The 18160-nt window shown below is 66.4% G+C and carries 19 protein-coding genes and 1 riboswitch; of the genes, 15 read left to right on the top strand and 4 right to left on the bottom strand.

The features are described 5' to 3' along the window. Entirely contained in the window at positions 1–3324 is a 3324-nt protein-coding gene (locus tag HY726_15640; GenBank protein MBI4610429.1) for an AAA family ATPase, read from the bottom strand. Between the two features lie 276 nt (positions 3325–3600). On the opposite strand from HY726_15640, the gene HY726_15635 reads away from it, so the two are divergent. Then, a complete protein-coding gene (locus HY726_15635; protein ID MBI4610428.1) occupies positions 3601–4755 on the top strand; it encodes an FAD-binding oxidoreductase in 1155 nt (384 codons plus the stop codon). Between the two features lie 276 nt (positions 4756–5031). On the opposite strand, the gene mutT is transcribed toward HY726_15635, so the two are convergent. From mutT to amrA, 3 genes are all read right to left on the bottom strand, one after another. Then, positions 5032–5445 (bottom strand): 8-oxo-dGTP diphosphatase MutT, encoded by a 414-nt coding sequence (gene mutT, locus HY726_15630; GenBank protein MBI4610427.1) that lies wholly within the window; start codon positions 5443–5445, stop codon positions 5032–5034. Between the two features lies 1 nt (position 5446). After that, on the bottom strand, positions 5447–6127 hold the full coding sequence (locus HY726_15625) for an A/G-specific adenine glycosylase (protein MBI4610426.1): 681 nt from the start codon (positions 6125–6127) through the stop codon (positions 5447–5449). A 268-nt stretch (positions 6128–6395) separates the two neighbouring features. Beyond that, positions 6396–6923, bottom strand: a complete 528-nt coding sequence (gene amrA / locus HY726_15620) for an AmmeMemoRadiSam system protein A (GenBank protein ID MBI4610425.1) — start codon at positions 6921–6923, stop codon at positions 6396–6398. Between the two features lie 94 nt (positions 6924–7017). Here amrA and HY726_15615 point away from each other — a divergent pair, with 94 nt between their 5' ends. The 14 genes from HY726_15615 to HY726_15550 all read left to right on the top strand — a co-directional run. Further along, complete coding sequence (locus HY726_15615; GenBank protein MBI4610424.1) at positions 7018–8094, top strand: aminomethyl transferase family protein; 1077 nt, start codon at positions 7018–7020, stop codon at positions 8092–8094. Between the two features lie 16 nt (positions 8095–8110). Next, positions 8111–10195 carry a thioredoxin domain-containing protein gene (locus HY726_15610; GenBank protein ID MBI4610423.1) on the top strand — a complete coding sequence of 695 codons (2085 nt, stop codon included), beginning with the start codon at positions 8111–8113 and terminating at the stop codon, positions 10193–10195. 6 nt (positions 10196–10201) lie between these two features. Further along, positions 10202–10302, top strand: a riboswitch (TPP riboswitch). Between the two features lie 92 nt (positions 10303–10394). Further along, positions 10395–10595, top strand: a complete 201-nt coding sequence (thiS, locus tag HY726_15605; GenBank protein MBI4610422.1) for a sulfur carrier protein ThiS — start codon at positions 10395–10397, stop codon at positions 10593–10595. A gap of 4 nt (positions 10596–10599) precedes the next feature. Then, entirely contained in the window at positions 10600–11388 is a 789-nt protein-coding gene (locus HY726_15600; protein MBI4610421.1) for a thiazole synthase, read from the top strand. A gap of 61 nt (positions 11389–11449) precedes the next feature. Continuing rightward, positions 11450–11995: a Uma2 family endonuclease gene (locus tag HY726_15595; protein MBI4610420.1), complete on the top strand. Its 546-nt coding sequence runs from the start codon at positions 11450–11452 to the stop codon at positions 11993–11995. Positions 11996–12032: 37 nt separating this feature from the next. Continuing rightward, entirely contained in the window at positions 12033–13022 is a 990-nt protein-coding gene (locus tag HY726_15590) for an ABC transporter substrate-binding protein (GenBank protein ID MBI4610419.1), read from the top strand. 202 nt (positions 13023–13224) lie between these two features. After that, a complete protein-coding gene (locus HY726_15585; protein ID MBI4610418.1) occupies positions 13225–13422 on the top strand; it encodes a hypothetical protein in 198 nt (65 codons plus the stop codon). A 54-nt stretch (positions 13423–13476) separates the two neighbouring features. Beyond that, entirely contained in the window at positions 13477–13737 is a 261-nt protein-coding gene (locus tag HY726_15580; protein MBI4610417.1) for a type II toxin-antitoxin system RelE/ParE family toxin, read from the top strand. Positions 13738–13815: 78 nt separating this feature from the next. After that, on the top strand, positions 13816–14103 hold the full coding sequence (locus HY726_15575; GenBank protein MBI4610416.1) for a thiamine phosphate synthase: 288 nt from the start codon (positions 13816–13818) through the stop codon (positions 14101–14103). Between the two features lie 31 nt (positions 14104–14134). Continuing rightward, on the top strand, positions 14135–14680 hold the full coding sequence (locus HY726_15570) for a Uma2 family endonuclease (GenBank protein MBI4610415.1): 546 nt from the start codon (positions 14135–14137) through the stop codon (positions 14678–14680). A 91-nt stretch (positions 14681–14771) separates the two neighbouring features. Next, positions 14772–15707 (top strand): ABC transporter substrate-binding protein, encoded by a 936-nt coding sequence (locus HY726_15565; GenBank protein MBI4610414.1) that lies wholly within the window; start codon positions 14772–14774, stop codon positions 15705–15707. 98 nt (positions 15708–15805) lie between these two features. Then, complete coding sequence (locus HY726_15560) at positions 15806–16351, top strand: Uma2 family endonuclease (GenBank protein MBI4610413.1); 546 nt, start codon at positions 15806–15808, stop codon at positions 16349–16351. A 37-nt stretch (positions 16352–16388) separates the two neighbouring features. Next, a complete protein-coding gene (locus HY726_15555) occupies positions 16389–17381 on the top strand; it encodes an ABC transporter substrate-binding protein (protein MBI4610412.1) in 993 nt (330 codons plus the stop codon). Between the two features lie 26 nt (positions 17382–17407). Next, on the top strand, positions 17408–18160 hold a 753-nt coding region (locus tag HY726_15550), incomplete at its 3' end, for an ABC transporter substrate-binding protein (GenBank protein MBI4610411.1).

Below are 18160 nucleotides of genomic sequence, written 5' to 3'. Positions count from 1 at the left end.
TCAGGCTGGGGAGCTGTCTGGAAGGGCGGCGAGAGCGGCCCGGACGCGAGAGGGCTCGTCGAGCGTGCCCAAGGTCTCAAAGAGAGCAAAGGCCCGCTCCAACAGCTGCCTCGCGAGGCGCGTGTCGCCCGTAGCCCGGTGCAGGTCGGCCTGGGCCACCAACGCTTTGGCCAGTTCGTTCCGCGCTCCCACCTCTTCCAGAATCCCTGTCGCTCTCTCCAGGTGCTCGGCGGCGGCCCTGGGATCGTCAGGCGTGAAGGACTGGCCGAGGAGCCGGTGTGCCATCCCTTCGGGCTGCCGGTAACCGACCTCCCGGCTGGTCGCGAGTACCTCTTCCAAAACCTGCCGCGCCCGCAATCGGTCCCCCTGGAGGAGGTAGCCCTCGGCAAGCCGGACAGCGAACACCGAGCGTGTATACCGCAGATGCGACTGGTCGAGCCACGCGACCGCTTCCGCAAGTTGCGCCGTTCCCGCGGCGACCTGCCCGGCCTTGACCAGACCGTATCCCTGCACGGCTTTGATCATCGCGGCGTCGAACGGTGTGGGCGATAGGGCGAGGGCCTCCTCACAGCACCTGAGGCCAGTCTCGGTGTCGCCCCTCTGAATATGCGTCGATCCGGTCCGCCACCAGCCGACTACCTTCAGGCGGAGGTCGTTCACCTCCTGCCCGTACTGAAGGGCCCGGTGGCAGTACTCGCCGCTCCGTGTCCACTCCCCGAGGGAGATAGAAGCCATGCTGAGGATCCACAGCGTCCGGCAGGCCCACCACACGTTGCCCCGGGCCTGGAAGATCGCCAAGGCGCGTTCGCCGGCCGCCACTGCGGCTGAGGGATCGCCGGCCTGGGCGTAGACGTGGGCAAGGCAGCACTCCGCGAACGCCCGAATCTCATCGAGGCCCGCAGCGTCCGCGATGGTGGAGGCCTCGCGGCAATAGGCCAGCGGAAGCTCCAGTCGCGCACCGGTGAGGGTGTGCAGATAACCAGTCCAGTAATACCAAGCCGCGCGCCGCCGAGGGTCCCCTGTCCCTTCCACCAGCCCGCGGATGGTTTCCAATGCCTGGACCTGCTCGGCGTGGCGGCCCTGGGCGAACTTGACCTCCGACTGCTTGAGGACGGCATCGAGGCGCCGCAGCCGGTTCGGCTCCGTATCCGGCATGGCGTCGAGGCGCTTGAGGGCGGCCTCGAAGTGGGCGAGCGCTTCGATGTTCGCCCAGCGCCGCTGGGCCTTCTCGGCAGCCCCGATGGCATAGTCGACAGCCTTCTCGGCTTCCGCGCTCTGGCCGAAGTGGTGAGCGAGCAGCTCGACCACCTCGTCTGTGCGCCCGGCGTGCAACTCTTCGAGCGCGACGCCTACGGCCGTGTGGTAGATTCGCCGTCGGCGCTCCAGGAGGCTGGCGTAGGCCACCTCCTGGGTGAGCGCGTGCTTGAAGCTGTACATCAGCTCGGGCTCCTCTGGGATCGGGAACACGAAGTCGAGTTGATGGAGGTCGCGCAGGCGATCCTCCACGCGCCCGTCGATCTCGAGAACGCGGGAGAGGAGAGAGACCCCGAAGCGTCGACCCACGACGGCCGCCACCTGGAGCGTGTGCTTCACCGGCTCCGCTAGCCGGTCGATGCGCGCCGCGATGATGTCGTGGATCGTCTCCGGCACCGCGACGTGCGTTCCCCTTAGGCGTGCCTCTCCGTTCTCGATGATGATGCCGTCGGTCTCCTGAAGCTGGCGGAGGATCTCCTCCACGTACAACGGATTGCCCTCGCCCTTCGCCAGCACAACCTGGAGCAGCGGCTCGGATACTCTCTCAGCGCCCAGAAGCGCGCGGGTCATCGCATGGGCGCCTCCGGTGTCGAGGCCCTCGAGGGCGATCGTCTCCGCCAGGGCCAGCCACGGCGCGGCGAAACCCGGCCTCGTCGTCAACAGCAGGAGGATCCGGTGCCCCGACAGGCCCTCTGCGAGATACCCGAGAAATTCCTCGGAGCTGGGGTCGAGCCAGTGCAAATTTTCGACCACGATAACAAGCGACGTCATCTCGCTCGCCCGAAGAAACAGGGTGCGCAGTATGCCGAATGTCCGTTCCTTGAGTTGGGCGCTTTCCAGGCGAATCAGGAACTCCGACGGCGCCGACGCGCCGACGAAATGGGCGAGCAGGATCGCTGGTTCTTCTCCCTCGACGCCCAGGGACCGAAGGCACGCCGCGATTCGGGTCCGGGTCGCCTGCTCAGGCATCCCTTCCCACAGCCCCAGGTAGCGCCCGAGGAGTTCCAGAATCGGACGGTAGGGCATGGAGCGGCCATAGGACACGCACGTCGCCTCCAGCTCCCGGACTCTAGTCCTGTCCAGGCGCCGCAAGAACTCGTAGAGCAGCCGGGACTTGCCTATGCCGGGGTCGCCCCTGACCAAGACAATGGCGCCCCGGCCGTCAGCCGCCCGGCCGTAGCCTTCCGCAAGCTGACGCACCTCGGCTTCGCGGCCCACCAACGGGGTCAGCCCTCGTTCCCGCGACACCTCCAACCTTGTCCGCCCCTGGATTTCACTCTTCACGGCATAGGCGCGGACTGGCTCAGCTTTTCCTTTAACGGAGAACTCCCCCAGGTCCTCGAAGGTGAAGAAGCCTTCGGTGAGATGTTGGGTGTGTCCACTGATCACAATCTGACCCGGCTGGGCGAGGCCCAGGAGTCGAAAGGCAAGATTGGTCGTATCTCCGACCGCCGTGTAGTCCATGCGGAGGTCCTTGCCGATCGCCCCGACGACCACGAGGCCCGTGTTGATGCCGACCCTGACCTGGAACTCCAGCCCGTAGGTGCGCCGCACATCGTCGTGGAGCGGCTGGAGCCCCTCCTGGACGGCCAGGGCGGCGCGCAGGGCGCGGTGCGCATGGTCTTCGTGGGCGATAGGGGCGCCGAAGAGGGCCATCACCCCGTCACCGAGGAACTGGTTGACCGTCCCTTCGTAGCGGTGCACGGCGTCCAGAGTCGCCTCGAAGGCTCGGTCCATCATCGCGTGCACATCCTCGGGGTCGAGACGTTCCGAGATCGCCGTGAAGCCGGACACGTCGGAGAACAGGACGGTCACCTGCTTGCGCTCGCCCTCGAAGGCAGCCCGCGTCTTTAGGATCTTCTCGGCGAGGTGCTTAGGGGTATAGGACTGAGGCGAGACGAAGCGGGCGCCGGGGGGCGCGGCGACGGGCGCGCCGCAGGAGCCACAGAACCTCTTCTCGGGAACGACCTCCGCGCCGCAGCTCGGGCAGACGAGCGGCGCCGGAACGCCGCACTCCTCGCAGAATCTCACGCCCGGCCGGAGCGGGGCGTGGCACCGGGGACACTGCATGCCGGCGCCTCCACGGGCTGGCCGACTCAGGATCACATCGGTGCGCCAAGCTTAGCCTCCTGACCTCCCGGAGTCAAGAAACCGCAGGAGTCAAAAAGGGGAAAGCGAGCGTCGGGCTCCCTTGCCCGCGCCCCTTCCGGCGTAAATGCCTTTCGAGCGCGGGCTTCGCCCGCGCAAACCGATTCCTGGGGGAGCGCTCGGAGGGGGCCGTCGAGGCCCCCTCCGATTGTGCTAGGATGCCCGCAGGTCGCCTCGGAACCGCTGAGAGGGCATGCCGTGCGGACAACCGACGTCGTCATCGTTGGTGGCGGGATCATCGGCGGCTCGATCGCCTACCATCTCCTCGCGCGGGACACGCGCCTGGGCGTCGTGCTCCTGGAAAAGGAGGCGGACGTCGGCACCGGCTCCACCGCCAAGGCGACGGGCGGGGTGCGGCATCAGTTCTCGACCGAGGCGAACATCCGCCTGACCCAGCTCTCGTACCGGTACTTCACCGATGCCGAGGCGATGCTGGGACGCTCGGTGGACTTCGTCTCTCACGGCTACCTCTTCGTGACGGCGGACCCTTCGACGCTGGCCCGGAGCCGGGAGGCGGTGACCTTGCAGCAGCGGCTCGGCGTGGCGAGCCAGGTCGTGGCTCCCGAGGAGATGAAGTCGCTCCTACCCCAGCTCAGGGTGGATGACCTCGTAGGCGGGACATTCTGCCCTGCCGACGGGTCGGCTGACCCTCACGGGCTCCTCCAGGCCTTCCTCGCGCGCGCGCGCGATCGCGGGCTCGAGCTTCGCACGGGTGAGGCCGTGACCGCCGTGCTCAGGAACCACGAGCGGGTCGCTGGCGTCGCGACGGTGAATGAGAGCTATCAGGCGCCGGTGGTGGTAAACGCGGCAGGTCCGTTTGCCGATCGGGTGGGGAAGCTGGCGGGTGTTGAAATTCCCTCGAGGCCCTACCGCCGCCAGGTGCTGGTCACCGAGCCGCTGCCTGACTTCCCCGAGGTCTTCCCGCTGATCGTGGACCTCGACACCGGCTGGTACGTGCACCGCCAGGGCAAGAGCGCGGTCCTCATGGGCGGGACCGACAAGGACAGCGCCCCGGGGCTGGATGCCACCGTGGACTGGGAGGCCTTCAACCTCGTCTTCGCCGCCGCCGGCAAGCGTGTCCCGCGGCTGGCTGAGGCGAAGGTGATGCGCGCGTACGCCGGGGTGCGCGACCTGACCCCCGACTACCATGGCATCCTGGGCGAGGCACCCGAGCTTCCGGGGTTCTACGTGGCCTGCGGCTTCTCGGGCCACGGCTTCATGCACGCCCCGGCGATCGGCCGCTTGATGGCCGAGCTCATCCTGGACGGCGCCGCCACCAGCATGGATATTGCGCCGCTCGCGCTGGGACGTTTCCGCAGCAGAGAAGCGGCTTCGGAAAGCATGATGTTCTAGGTTGGCACCTTGTTTGAGCGGGGCTACCGAGGAGCGGTGGACAGGCGGGCCAGTTTCAGGCCATACCGCTTCGCAAGCTTCTCGGCTTCGGTTCGGGGCAGCGGGCGGATGGGTGCCCCTCCACGCGTAATGTGGCGCTCCCGACGTACTCGATGAATCCACTCCAGGGACGGGGTTTCCCACGCTTCCTTTTGCGGCTCACGCTTCTTCATCACTGATCTCCCAGGGCGAGATTGTACGCCGCGGTCAGCGATAAGTGAAAACCTTTGTTTTTTTCTATGGTCGGCCTGGTGAGCGCAGGCGGGCGACGAGCGAGGCGTCGGCGGGCGGGAACGGATAGCGCTCGAGCTCGTCGGGGGCGGCCCACGCCATCGCCTGGCCCTCGCGCGGCGCGAGCTGACCGCTGGCCAGGCGGCACCGGAAGAAGTGGAGGACCACGGTCCGCTCGGGATACGTCCACGTGATGGTGTCCAGCTCCTCTCCCACGGTGACCTCGACGCCCAGCTCTTCCCGTAGCTCGCGCTGCAGACACGCCGGCAGCGTCTCGCCCGGCCTGAGCTTCCCTCCGGGAAACTCCCAGAGACCCTCCAGGTGGCCTTTCCTCCGGCGGGTGATCAGGTAGCGGCCGTCGGCCTCGATGACAGCGGCGGCAACAACGGTAGGCGCAACCGGCGAGGGCTCGGTCGCCATGTCAGGACCGGACGAGGGGATAGGCCCTGCAGAATGCCCTCATCGGGCAGGGGAGGCAGCGAGGCTTGCGCGGGGTGCACCAGGTGGCGCCGAAGTCCATCAGCGCCTGGTTGAAGTCATAACCCCGACCGCGCGGCACCAGCGCGGCGGCGAGCTCCCAGAGCGCGCCCTGGCCCTTCAAGCGCTTCAGCCGGCGTGGACCGAGGAAGACCCGTCCCAGAACGCGCTTGACGTTCGTGTCCAGGATCGGCGCGTCCCGGCCGAAGGCGAAGGAGAGGACGGCCCCGGCCGTGTAACGGCCGATCCCCTTGAGCTGCCGGAGGGCCTTCTCGTCGGCAGGGATCCGCCCGTCGTAGCGGGCCAGGGTCTCGCGCGCGATCCCGTGGAGGTGGACCGGCCGGATGTTATAGCCGAGCGGGTACCACGTCCGCTTCACCTCGCGGAGCGGGGCACGGGCCAGGACATCGAGGGTCGGATACCTGGCGAGGAACTCGTGATACTTCGGGATGACCCGGTCGACCTGGGTCTGCTGGAGCATGATCTCGGAGACCAGGATCCTGTACGGGTCACGGGTTCGGCGCCAGGGCAGGTCGCGCCGGTGGCGCCGGTACCACGCCAGGAGCCGGCGCTGGAAGCGCGCGCGGACTCGCGGCGCGGGCCTCACTGGACCACCTTCACTCATGAGTTCGCGCCATCGCTTTCGAGCGCGGGCTTCGCCCGCGCAATCTACTCGGGCCTCGCCTCGTGGCTGCCAGTTCGGGCCTCGCCTCGTCGCGGGCGCAGGCGATGAACCTGCCTGCGCCGACGCGTCTCGGCTCGAACTGCCACGCCTGCGGCTCGTCGGGAGCCCCTCGGCTCGAACTGCCACGGGGGAGGCATCGGAAGGGGCGGGGACCCGGGCATCCACGCAGAAGGCGTGGGGGGCCTGGGTGGCCCCCCTCCGAGGCAGTTCACTCCTCCTCCCTGAAGCGGGTCACCGTGAACCGGTAGAGGTTCACCGGCTCGTGGGGGCCGATCCCGGCCTTCACCCGCGCGATGGCAACCTGCTGCTCGCGTGAGGTGACGCCCTCGAGGGCCGGGAGCAGCACGCCGCGGCGTCTGCCGCTCTCGACGACCACGCCGTACTGCTCAGGATCCAGCTCGTCCTCGCCGCTCACCTGAACGAGGGGCCCGAGGATATCCACCTCGTAGGACAGGCCGGGGAGCTCCTCCGGCGAGACCGCCGGAAAGCGCGGGTCGCTCACCGCTGCGGCGACGGCGTTGGCGATGACCTCTTCGGCGAGCGTGGGCTTGGTCGGGAGGAGCGTCCCGATGCAGCCGCGGAGCGTCCTGTCCACGCGAAGGCTCACAAAGACGGCGCCGGCATCCTTCAACGCGGGAGGCGGATCGGCGGGCGGGGGGAGGAATCCACCCGTCCGGACGTAATGCTCGACCGCCTGGCGGGCCAGGCTGAGGATTTCCGATCCCGGGTTCTCCATCGGCGGCCTCCGGCTCTTATCATGAGCGCGCGGCGCGTCCGCTGGCAAGTTGACATCCGCGGAGGCGGGGCCGACAATACGTTCGATGCCGAACATGCTCGCGCTTCACGAGCTTCACCTCGCCGTCGGCGGTCGCATGCGAGAGGTGTGCGGCTGGGTCTTGCCCGCGGACTACGGGGACCCGGTGGCAGAACACCACGCCGTGCGCGAGGCTGTGGGGCTCGTCGATCGAACGCTGGTCGGCAAGGTGGACGCCACCGGTCGCGATCGGGTGACGTTTCTGCAGGGCATGCTCACCAATGACTTGAAGGCGCTCGCCCCGGGCCAGGGCTGTCCTGCCGCGTTCCTGGACGCCCACGGGAAGGTTCAGGGGCTCCTCGTGGTCCTGGTGCTCGAGGACCGCCTGCGCGTCGAGCTGCCGCCGGGGATGACGGAGAAGATCCTCCAGACGCTGGACAAGTTCTTGATCTCGGAGAAGGTCACCTTCGCCGACGTGACTGAGGCCTTCGCCCTCTTTGCCCTTCACGGCCCGAAAGCCGCGGCGGTCCTCGCCGCGGCGACGGGCGGAGCTGTGAGCCTGGCGCCGTATCAGCACGCCGAGAGCGCGGTGGGGAGTCTCCCGGTGCGCGTCTGCCGGAGGGACGAGCTGGGCGTTCCGGGCTTTCACGTCTGGGTCGCCGCCGAGCAGGCTGCGGACCTCTGGCGCAGTCTGATAGAGGCAGGCAAACCTCACGGTCTCCGGCCCGTGGGGGCGACGGCGCTCGCCGCGCTCCGCGTCGAGGCCGGCGTTGCCTGCTTCGGCCACGACGTGGACGAGACCACGCTCCTCATGGAAGCGCCCCTCGAGCACCTGGTGAGCTACACCAAGGGCTGCTACGTCGGCCAGGAGGTCGTGGCCCGGATCAAGTACCGGGGTCATGTCAACCGCTCCCTCACCGGCCTCACCCTGGAAGGCTCGGAGGTGCCGGCTGCCGGGGCGGTCGTCTTCGTCGAGGGCAAGGAGGTCGGTCGCGTGACCTCTCCGGTGAGCTCGATCGTCCTCAACCGCCCGATCGCGCTCGCGTACATCCGTCGGGAGCACCTGGAGCCCGGGACTCGGGTCGCGGTCAGTCACCGCGAGTCGACGATCCTGGCTCGAGTGACGGCGCTGCCGTTTGTGAGCCCTGCCTGAGCCAGAGGGGCGTTTCATGAGCAGTCAGCCCGCCGGGAGCCAGCACACCAATCGTCTGAGTCGAGAGACGAGCCCTTACCTCCTCCAGCACGCGCATAACCCCGTGGACTGGTTCCCGTGGGGCCCCGAGGCTTTCGAGACGGCCAGGGCCGAGGACAAGCCGATCCTCCTCTCGGTCGGGTACTCGGCCTGCCACTGGTGCCACGTGATGGAGCGCGAATCGTTCGAGGACCCCGAGATCGCGCGACTCATGAACGAGCTCTTCGTCAACATCAAGGTGGACCGCGAGGAGCGTCCCGACGTCGACCAGATCTACATGCAGGCGGTCCAGTCGATGACGGGGCACGGCGGCTGGCCGATGACGGTGTTCCTGACCCCCGACGGCGTGCCGTTCTACGGGGGAACATATTTCCCGCCCCAGGACCGCCACGGGCTCCCGGCCTTCCCGCGCGTCCTCGGGGCCGTCGCCGACGCCTACCGGGAGAAGCGGGGAACCGTGGTCCAGGCCGGGCACCAGCTCGTCGAGCAGATCCGTCAGGCCGAGCGGCTCAGGGGCGCGGCGACGCTGCTGACCGACGAGATCCTCTTCTCCGCCTTCCAGTACCTCTCCTCCGAGTTCGACGAACGGGATGGCGGCGTCGGTCACGCCCCCAAGTTCCCCCAGCCGATGATCTGGGAGCTGGTCCTCCGCTTCTGGAAGCGCACGGGGAATGCCCGCGCCCGCCAGATGCTCACCCACACGCTCACGCGGATGGCGCGCGGCGGGATCTACGACCAGCTCGGCGGCGGCTTCCACCGCTACTCGGTGGACGCGCAGTGGCTCGTCCCCCATTTCGAGAAGATGCTCTACGACAACGGCCAGCTCGCGCGCCTCTACCTCCACGCCTGGCTGGCCACGCGGGACGCCGAGTACCGGCACATCGCCGAGGAAACGCTGGACTACATCGGGCGCGAGATGACGCACCCGGACGGCGGCTTCTACTCGGCCCAGGACGCAGACTCGGAAGGCGAGGAGGGGAAGTTCTTCCTCTGGACGCCCGACGAGATCCGCGAGGTTCTCCGCGCGGGCGACGAGGCGCGCGCGGCGCTCGGCTACTGGGGGGTGGCGGACGGCCCCAACTTCGAGGGCAGGAACATCCTGTTCGTTCCCCGGGGCCCTGCCGAAGTGGCGGCCGAGCTGGGCGGGTCGGAGGCGGAACTGGCCGCGCTCCTCTCCCGGGTGCGGGAGCGGCTCTACGCAGCCCGGGAGCGGCGGGTCCACCCCGGCCGCGACGACAAGGTGCTGGCGGCGTGGAACGGGCTGACGTGCCGCGCCTTCGCCGAGGCGGGGCGCGCTCTCGGCCGCCCGGACTACACCGAGACGGCGGTTCGGAACGCCGAGTTCATCCTGGGGGCCATGCGCAAGGACGGACGCCTGCTCAGGAGCTGGAAGGACGGCGAGGCGAAGCTCCTCGGCTATCTCGAGGACTACTCGATGGTCGCGGACGCGCTGCTGGCGGTGTACGAGGCGACGTTCGATCTCCGGTGGCTCGCGCAGGCGCGCGATCTCGCCGACGAGATGCTCCGCCTCTTCTGGGATGCGGAGCGCGAAGGCTTCTTTGACACCGGCGTGGACCACGAGCGGCTCGTCGTCCGGCCCAGGAACCTCTTCGACAACGCGGTGCCGTGCGGGAGCTCGGTGGCGGCCGAGGTGCTCCTGCGGCTGGCGCTCTTCACGGGCGAGGAAGTGTACGAGCGCCTGGGGCTACAGGCGCTCCGTCCCATGGCGGATCTGATCGAGCGCTACCCCGGGGGCTTCGGCCGCTGGCTCTCGGCGCTGGACTTTCATCTGGGCCCTGTCGTCGAGGTGGCCCTTGTCTGGCCCGTGAGCGGCGACGGCCTGGATGGCCTCTTGCGGGAGGTCTTCGATCGCTATCTCCCGAACCGGGTCGTGGCCGGTCGGGAGGAGGGGAGTAGACCCGTGGGCGGAGGCATCCCGCTCCTGGAGGCGCGCTCGACGGTACAGGGCAAAGCGGCGGCCTACGTCTGCCGCCGTTACGTCTGCCAGGCGCCGACGACCGATCCGGAGGTGCTGGCGCGCCAGCTCGCTGGGGAGGTATAATACAAGTGTCGCCGCGGGGGGAGGTCACCTGAGAACCGGGTGCGGCCCGGGACCCCTCGAACCTGATCTGGATAATCCCAGCGAAGGGAACGCGGCGGACGAGCGTGCAGCACGAGACCGCACCCATGGTGCGGTCTTTTGTTTCGCTTTTCCCTCTCCCCGATGCGAGAGGGTCAGGTGAGGGGAGAGATCAGGCTGGATGAAGGTCACGGTGAACGGAAACGCCATGGAGGTGGCCGACGGGGTCACGGTCGAGGGGCTCTTGGCTCAGCTCGACGTCCGGCGAGACTACACCGCCGTGGCCCTGAACCGTGAGGTGCTCCCGAAACACTCTCACGCGAAGACCGTGCTCCGGGAGGGAGACTGGGTAGAGATCGTCCATCCCATGCAGGGAGGGTAGGGTGATGACCGATACGCCACTGGTTCTGGGAGGCAAAGAGTTCGACTCCCGGCTCATCGTCGGGACAGGCAAGTATCCGTCCTTTGAGATGATGCGGGAGGCTATCGAGGCCTCGGGGGCCCGGATCGTTACGGTCGCCGTGCGCCGCGTCAGCCTGCCCGGGAAGGGTGAGTCGCTGCTCGACTACATCGACCCCTCCCGCTACACCCTCCTGCCCAACACCGCCGGATGCTACACCGCCGATGAGGCGGTCCGGACCGCTTATCTTGCACGGGAAGCGGGCCTCGGGGAGATGGTGAAGCTGGAGGTCATCGGCGACCCGCGCACGCTCTTCCCCGACGTCCAGGGGCTGCTCGAGGCCACGAAGATCCTCGCGCGCGAAGGCTTCACCGTCCTCCCGTACACCAATGACGACCCCGTGCTGGCCAAGAAGCTCGAGGACTCCGGGGCCGCCGCGGTAATGCCCCTCGGGGCGCCGATCGGGTCCGGCCTTGGCCTCCGCAATCCGTACAACATCAAGATCATTTTGGAAACCATCACGGTCCCTGTGATCGTGGATGCCGGTGTCGGGACGGCGTCGGATGCCGTGATCGCGATGGAGCTCGGCTGCGACGGCGTCCTCATGAACACCGCCATCGCGGGCGCCAAGGATCCCGTGGCCATGGCGCGCGCGATGAAGCTGGCCATGGAGGCCGGGCGCCTGGCGTTCAAGGCGGGACGGATCCCAAAGAAGCTCTACGCCACCGCCTCCTCCCCGATCGAGGGGATCCCCGAGTGGGGCCCGACGAGTTGAACGCCGTAGCATGGAGTTCTCACAGGGCGGGTGGTAGACTTGCGTGCAGGGAAGCAGAGTGATGGTGACGCGGGTGATCCTGACTTACAAAGACTATGAGGCCCTCCCAGCCGATGGCCGGCGCTACGAGGTGCACGAGGGAGAGCTGTCGATGACCCCGGCGCCGAGTCCTAAGCATCAGGAACTGGCTGGTAACCTCTTCGTGGCCTTGAATCAGCATGTGAAGGCGCGGGATCTAGGAAAGGTTTTTTTCTCGCCGATCGACTGTATTCTGAGCGACATCACCATCGTTCAGCCCGACATCGTATACCTCGAGACTGGACGGCTGTCGGCCATCAGCGCCCGCGGCATCGAGGGCGCGCCGACTCTCGTGATCGAGATCCTCTCGCCGTCCACCGCCCAGATCGATCGAGGCGCGAAGTTCCAGCTCTACGCGCGGCATGGCGTACCATACTACTGGATCGTGGATCTCGAACCCCGGAGCATCGAGGCGTACAGCTTGACCGGGGGCGCGTACCAGCTCACCGCGCGTGCGAGTGGAGGAGAGCCGGTCTCGCTCCCGCCATTCCCCGACCTGGAGCTGGTCCCGGCCTCCCTTTGGCCCTGATCTGACTCACGAGCCTCGCTGAGGCGGGGAGATCGCCATGAGGCTCAGGACCACCGCGCTCATCGCCACCCTCGCCCTCGGCAGCCTCGCGGCGCCGCTCGCCGCCGACGCGCAGCAGGCGGGGACGGTGCCGCGGATCGGTGTCCTCGGGACCCCGGACGCCCCTGCCTTTCAGCACTTATGGGAAGCCTTCCGGCAAGGGCTGCGCGACCTTGGATACGTTGAGGGCCAGAGCATCGCCATCGAATCGCGCTCTCCGTTGGGTAGATGGGAACGGCTCCCCGACCTCGCGGAGGAGCTCGTTCGTCTGAAGGTGGATGTCATCGTCGCAGCATCTGCTCGAACATCTAGGGCTGCCAAACAGGCGACCGGCACGATCCCGATCGTCATGATGAGCGGCGATCCTATTGCGGACGGATTGGTCAGCAGTCTCGCCAGGCCGGGCGGGAACGTCACCGGGCTATCCACGCAGGGCACCGACGTCGTCGGGAAGGAGTTGGAGCTCCTCAAGGAGGCCATCCCCCGCCTTTCCCGAGTGGCCATCCTATGGAACCCGAACAATCCATTCCACGCCACGCAGGTGAGAGAGGCGGAGGCCGCCGCCCGGGCGTTGGGGATGCAGCTTCAAAGCGTTGAGGCGCGCCGCCCCAAGGATTTCGACGGGGCGTTTTCGGCGATGGGGAAAGCGCGGGTGGACGCGCTCTTCGTCCTAGCGGATGGCACGGTGTTCCTTCAACATCGCGCCATGATCGCAGACCTCGCGGCAAGGAGACGCCTGCCAGCGATGTACGCGAGGAGAGAGCACGTCGAGGCGGGCGGCCTCATCGCGTACGGGGCCGACCGTCGCGAGCTATTCCGCCGCCTCGCCGTCTACGTCGACAAGATCCTCAAAGGCGCCAAGCCAGCCGACCTGCCCGTAGAACAGCCGACGAAGTTCGAGCTAATCATCAACCTGAAGACCGCCAAGGCCCTGGGCCTCACGATCCCGCAGTCCGTCCTCTTCCGGGCCGACCACGTGATCCAGTGAGCAGCACGCGTTATGCCCCCAAGGAGAAACAGAAGCTCCCCTTGACAGTTTCTAAAGAGGAACTACAATGTAGTCATCCATGAGACTGGCGATTGGAACGAACTCAAAGACTGAGGAGGCCCTGAAGATGGCGAAGGCCAAAAGGGTGATGGAGTCGCTCGACACTCCTGTTTCGGTCCGTTTTGGAAAGGGCGAGGAGCCGATGGTCCGAGTGTTGCGGGCGCGAGCCAAGGCGGGCAAGCGATCCCTCTCGGAACAGATCAAGTACTACGCGCACCTGGGGATGGTGGCAAAGGATAACCCGGACTTGCCCATGGCCTTCATCGAGGGTGTTCTTGAGGGCCTGGAGGAGAGCCGGGCGGGGCTTGCCATCCCCTACCAGTGGGGGATTGTGAGGTAGCCGGTGCCCCAGCGCCGTGCTCCAACGCGGACAGTTCAGGCGGTTCCACGCTTCATGAAGTCAAAGCGCCGGCTACCGGAAGCGGTGCAGGAGGAGGTGGATGCGCAGGTCCGCGTCCTCATCGAAAATCCCCTCCACGGCGAGCCGAAGGCAGGGGCGCTAAAGGGTGTGAGGGTCGTGAAGTTCAAGGTTGGAGTCCAGCAATATCTTTTGGCCTATCAGTTTTTCCCCAAACCCAACGTGATCGAACTTTTGGACGTGGGTGTTCACGAGAATTTCTACAGGGACCTGCAGACGTATCTCGACAGCCGGTAGACACGGGGTAATCTCCGTCCTATGCCTCTACGGTCACCCGGCCATCCTCATCCGGGCGGACCAGCTGATCCAGTGAGCATGCGCCAGCTCGATTTTCGCCTCTATCTCGTGACTGACCGGCATCAGACCAGGGGGCGGGCACTCGCCGACGCGATCGAGGAGTGCCTCGGCGCGGGCGTCAGGGCAGTCCAGTTCAGGGAGAAGGACCTGGGAGCTGCCGAGCTTCTCGCTCTGGCTCAGCCACTCCGTGAGCTGACCCGGCAGGCAGGGGCCAGGCTTTTTATCAACGACAGGGTAGACGTCGCCCTGGCGGCGGACGCTGATGGCGTCAGCATCATGCGGAGTGTGGAGTTCTCCCCGGGGTGAGTGATAGACTTGCGCGCGAGGAAATGGAGTGATGGGGACGCGGGTGATCCTGACTTACAAGGACTATGAGGCCCTCCCAGCCGATGGCCGGCGCTACGAGCTGCACGAGGGAGAACTGTCGGTGACCCCGGCGCCGAGTCCTGCGCATCAGCGCGTTCTGCGCAAGCTGCTGATGATAGTGAACCCGTATGTGGAGGCTCATGGCCTGGGCGAGGTTTTCGTAGCCCCGATCGACTGCATCCTGAGCGACACGACGGTCACACAGCCCGACATTGTGTACCTGGAATCCGCGCGGCTGTCGGCCATCAGCGCCCGCGGCATCGAGGGTCCGCCGACTCTCGTCATCGAGATCCTCTCGCCGTCCACCGCCCAGATCGATCGGGGCGCGAAGTTCCAGCTCTATGCGCGGCACGGGGTACCGCACTACTGGATCGTGGATCTTGAAGCCCGGAGCATCGAGGCGTACAGCTTGAGCGGAGGCGCGTACCAGCTCACCGCGCGTGTGAGTGGATCAGAGCCGGTCTCCCTCCCGCCATTCCCCGACCTTGAACTGGTCCCCGCCTCCCTCTGGCCCTGACCGGGTTCACGAGCCTCGCTGAGGCGGGGAGATCACCATGAGGCTCAGGACCGCCGCGCTCGTCGCCACCCTCGCCCTCGGCAGCCTCGTGGTGCCACTCGCCGCCGACGCGCAGCAGGCGGGGAAAGTTCCCCGCATAGGGTTTCTCTATCCGGTCTCGGCAGCCTTGGCTTCCTCCCGAACGGAGGCGTTCGTCCAAGGGCTGCGCGAATTCGGCTACATTGAGGGCCAGAATATCACCATCGAGTGGCGTCTCTCGGAGGTGCCGGCCGACCGCCTCTCCGAACTCGCTGCCGAGCTGGTCCGTCTCAAGGTGGACGTGATCGTGACGGGCGGCACTCCAGCGGCCTTTGCCGCCAGGAAAGCAACGAGCACGATCCCCATCGTTATGTCATCGGTCGGCGACCCTGTTGCGACTGGGCTCGTCGCCACCCTTGCGCGGCCAGGGGGAAATATCACAGGGCTGAGCCTCGTTTCTCCGGATCTAGCCGGGAAACGACTCGAGCTGATTAAAGAGTCTGTTCCTGGACTTTCCCGCGTGGCCATCCTTGTGAATTTGGCGAATCCGATCCAAAAAGTCGTGTTGGGACAGACGGAGGTTGCCGCACGGTCCCTTGGAATGCAGCTTCAACCCGTGGATGTCCGCGATCCTCGCGAACTCGAGAGTGCCTTCGCAGCCATGGCCAAGAGGCGTGCGGGCGCGGTCATTGTGCCGTTTGACCCGATTTTCTTTTCCAATCGCAGACGCATCGTGGACCTCGCGGCAAAAAGCCGGCTGCCGGCGATCTATTTCGACAAAGGGTACGTGGAGGCCGGAGGGCTCATGGCCTATGGGCCGAATATCGCTGATCTGGCCCGCCGCGCCGCCACCTACGTCGATAGGATCCTCAAGGGTGCCAAGCCCGCCGACCTGCCCGTCGAGCAACCGACGCGCTTCGAGCTGGTGATCAACCTGAAGACCGCCAAGGCCCTTGGGCTCACGATCCCCCAGTCCGTCCTCTTCCGAGCCGACCACGTGATCCAGTGAGTGGGAACCCGACTAACGGTGTACTCGGGAAAGCAATGCCCATTCCGTGGAAGTCCGCCCCGCGGGAATGCTAAACTGCCAGCCATGGAAGGAGAGCCATGCCGACTCGCGTGACGCTGACATACAAGGACTACGAGGCGCTCCCGGCCGATGGCCGGCGCTACGAGGTGCACGAGGGAGAACTGTCGATGACCCCGGCGCCGAGTCCTAAGCATCAGCAAGTTGCTCGTAACCTTTCTCTGGTCCTGCATCAGCACGCCAAGACCCACGGGCTAGGGGAGGTTCTGTTTTCGCCGATCGACTGTATTCTGAGCGACATCACAATCGTTCAGCCTGACATCGTCTACCTTGAAACCGGACGGTTGTCAGCCATCAGCGCCCGCGGCATCGAGGGCCCGCCGACTCTCGTCATCGAGATCCTCTCGCCGTCCACCGCCCAGATCGATCGGGGCGCGAAGTTCCAGCTCTATGCGCGGCACGGCGTACCATACTACTGGATCGTTGATCTCGAAGCCCGGAGCATCGAGGCGTACAGCTTGAGCGGAGGCGCGTACCAGCTCATCGCGCGTGTGAGTGGAGCAGAGCCGGTCTCGCTCCCGCCATTCCCCGACCTGGAGCTGGTCCCGGCGTCCCTTTGGCCCTGAGCTGATTCACGAGCCTCGCTGAGGCGAGGAGATCACCATGAGGCTCAGGACCGCCGCGTTCGTCGCCACCCTCGTCCTCGGTAGCCTCGCGGCGCCGCTCTCTGCGGACGCGCAGCAGCCGGCGAAGGTCGCGCGGATTGGGGTGCTGAGTGGGGCGTCTGTATCCGCAGTCGCCGACCGCTTGGCAGCCTTCGGTCAAGGCCTCGGCGAACTGGGATGGAGTGAGGGCCAGAACGTTGTCATAGAGAGGCGATATGCGGAGGGAAGATACGAAAGGCTCCCCGAGCTAGCCGCCGAGCTGGTCCGGAGCAAGGTGGACGTCGTCGTGGCGGTGGGCAATGCCGACATCCGTGCTGCCAAGCAAGCCACCACGACGATCCCCATTGTGATGGTGATTGCGATCGATCCGGTCGGCCAGGGGCTCATCGCGAGCCTGGCACGGCCGGGGGGGAACATCACGGGGTTGAGCTACGATCTCGACCCGGGGATAGCCGGCAAGAAGCTGGAGTTCCTGAAGGAAGTCGTTCCAAAGCTTTCGCGGGTCGGCGGCCTGATCGATCCTGGCCTACCAGGAATCGCCATCTACCGGAAGGAAGCCGAAGCCGTCGCGCCCAGGCTAGGCCTGACGATCGAGCATGTGGAGGTCCGAGGGCCGACCGATTTCGAGAACGCGTTTGCTGCCATGGTCCGGCAGCGCGCCCAGGCGCTCTTGGTATACGGATCGCCCTTGATCTTCACGCATCTGCGCCAGATTGTCGACCTGGCGGCGAAGCACCGGCTGCCCGACATTTACGCACTCAGAGAGGCTGTGGAGATGGGGGCGCTGATGTGCTATGGGCCGAAAATCCGCGATAACTATATCCGCGCCGCCACCTATGTGGACAAGGTTTTGAAAGGTGCCAAACCTGCCGACTTGCCGGTCGAGCAGCCGACCAGGTACGAATTGTTGGTCAATCTCAAGCGGGCCAAGGCCCTCGGCCTCACGATCCCGCAGTCCGTACTGTTCCGGGCGGACAAGGTAATCGAATGAGGTGGGGCCGAGGCGGCGGGGCGCACATGAGGGTCAGAGCTATCGCGCTCACTCTCACCCTCGCCCTCGGCCTCTTCTCCCCGCCGCTCTCCGCCGACGCGCAGCAGACGAAGAAAATGCCTCGGATCGGTTATCTGAGTATCGCCTCTGCGCCGGACACCCATGAAGGCTTCCGGAAAGGGCTGCGGGAGCTTGGGTATATTGAGGGCCAGAACATCACCATTGAGGTTCGGTATGCGGCGGGCAAAGCAGACCGGCTCCCCGACTTGGCAGCTGAACTGGTCCGCCTCAAGGTGGACGTCATCGTCGCCGTCGGTACACCGGACGCCTTGGTGGCCAAGAAAGCGACCCAGACGATACCGATCATTACAGTGGCATCTGGCGACCCTGTTGGTTCCGGGCTTGTCGCCAGCCTCGCGCGGCCAGGCGGGAACGTGACGGGGTTGAGTTCGTCCCCCGGCCCCGAGATGAGCGGCAAGCAGCTCGAGCTGCTCAAGGAGGCCGTTCCCGAGCTTACCCATGTAGTGGTGCTCGCCAATCCGGCGAATCCACCTACCGCTGGTTCTTTAAGGGAGACCGAACGGGCGGCCCGCTCGCTGGGGGTACAGCTTCGCATCGTCGAGGCACGAGGCCCCAACGACCTCGACGGCGCATTCTCAGCGATAAAGAAAGAGCGGGCTGGCGCTCTCCTTGTGATAGCCGACCCGGTGCTTGTCAATAACCGAAGTCGGATCGTTGCCTTCGCGGCAAGCAGTCAGCTTCCCGCTATGTATCCGTAC

This window comes from Candidatus Rokuibacteriota bacterium, assembly GCA_016209385.1.
In the GTDB taxonomy this organism is placed as follows: domain Bacteria; phylum Methylomirabilota; class Methylomirabilia; order Rokubacteriales; family CSP1-6; genus JACQWB01.
This window is presented reverse-complemented; position numbering and strand designations above follow the sequence as displayed.

Bases quoted from the DNA above. Each gene is read 5' to 3' on its own strand.
- HY726_15590 (MBI4610419.1), top strand. From the start codon at position 12,033: ATGAGGCTCAGGACCACCGCGCTCATCGCCACCCTCGCCCTCGGCAGC.
- amrA (MBI4610425.1), bottom strand. From the start codon at position 6,923: ATGGAGAACCCGGGATCGGAAATCCTCAGCCTGGCCCGCCAGGCGGTC.
- thiS (MBI4610422.1), top strand. From the start codon at position 10,395: ATGAAGGTCACGGTGAACGGAAACGCCATGGAGGTGGCCGACGGGGTC.
- HY726_15600 (MBI4610421.1), top strand. From the start codon at position 10,600: ATGACCGATACGCCACTGGTTCTGGGAGGCAAAGAGTTCGACTCCCGG.
- mutT (MBI4610427.1), bottom strand. From the start codon at position 5,445: ATGGCGACCGAGCCCTCGCCGGTTGCGCCTACCGTTGTTGCCGCCGCT.
- HY726_15595 (MBI4610420.1), top strand. From the start codon at position 11,450: ATGGTGACGCGGGTGATCCTGACTTACAAAGACTATGAGGCCCTCCCA.
- HY726_15575 (MBI4610416.1), top strand. From the start codon at position 13,816: ATGCGCCAGCTCGATTTTCGCCTCTATCTCGTGACTGACCGGCATCAG.
- HY726_15585 (MBI4610418.1), top strand. From the start codon at position 13,225: ATGGTCCGAGTGTTGCGGGCGCGAGCCAAGGCGGGCAAGCGATCCCTC.
- HY726_15610 (MBI4610423.1), top strand. From the start codon at position 8,111: ATGAGCAGTCAGCCCGCCGGGAGCCAGCACACCAATCGTCTGAGTCGA.
- HY726_15615 (MBI4610424.1), top strand. From the start codon at position 7,018: ATGCTCGCGCTTCACGAGCTTCACCTCGCCGTCGGCGGTCGCATGCGA.
- HY726_15625 (MBI4610426.1), bottom strand. From the start codon at position 6,127: ATGAGTGAAGGTGGTCCAGTGAGGCCCGCGCCGCGAGTCCGCGCGCGC.
- HY726_15570 (MBI4610415.1), top strand. From the start codon at position 14,135: ATGGGGACGCGGGTGATCCTGACTTACAAGGACTATGAGGCCCTCCCA.
- HY726_15560 (MBI4610413.1), top strand. From the start codon at position 15,806: ATGCCGACTCGCGTGACGCTGACATACAAGGACTACGAGGCGCTCCCG.
- HY726_15580 (MBI4610417.1), top strand. From the start codon at position 13,477: ATGAAGTCAAAGCGCCGGCTACCGGAAGCGGTGCAGGAGGAGGTGGAT.
- HY726_15555 (MBI4610412.1), top strand. From the start codon at position 16,389: ATGAGGCTCAGGACCGCCGCGTTCGTCGCCACCCTCGTCCTCGGTAGC.
- HY726_15640 (MBI4610429.1), bottom strand. From the start codon at position 3,324: ATGCAGTGTCCCCGGTGCCACGCCCCGCTCCGGCCGGGCGTGAGATTC.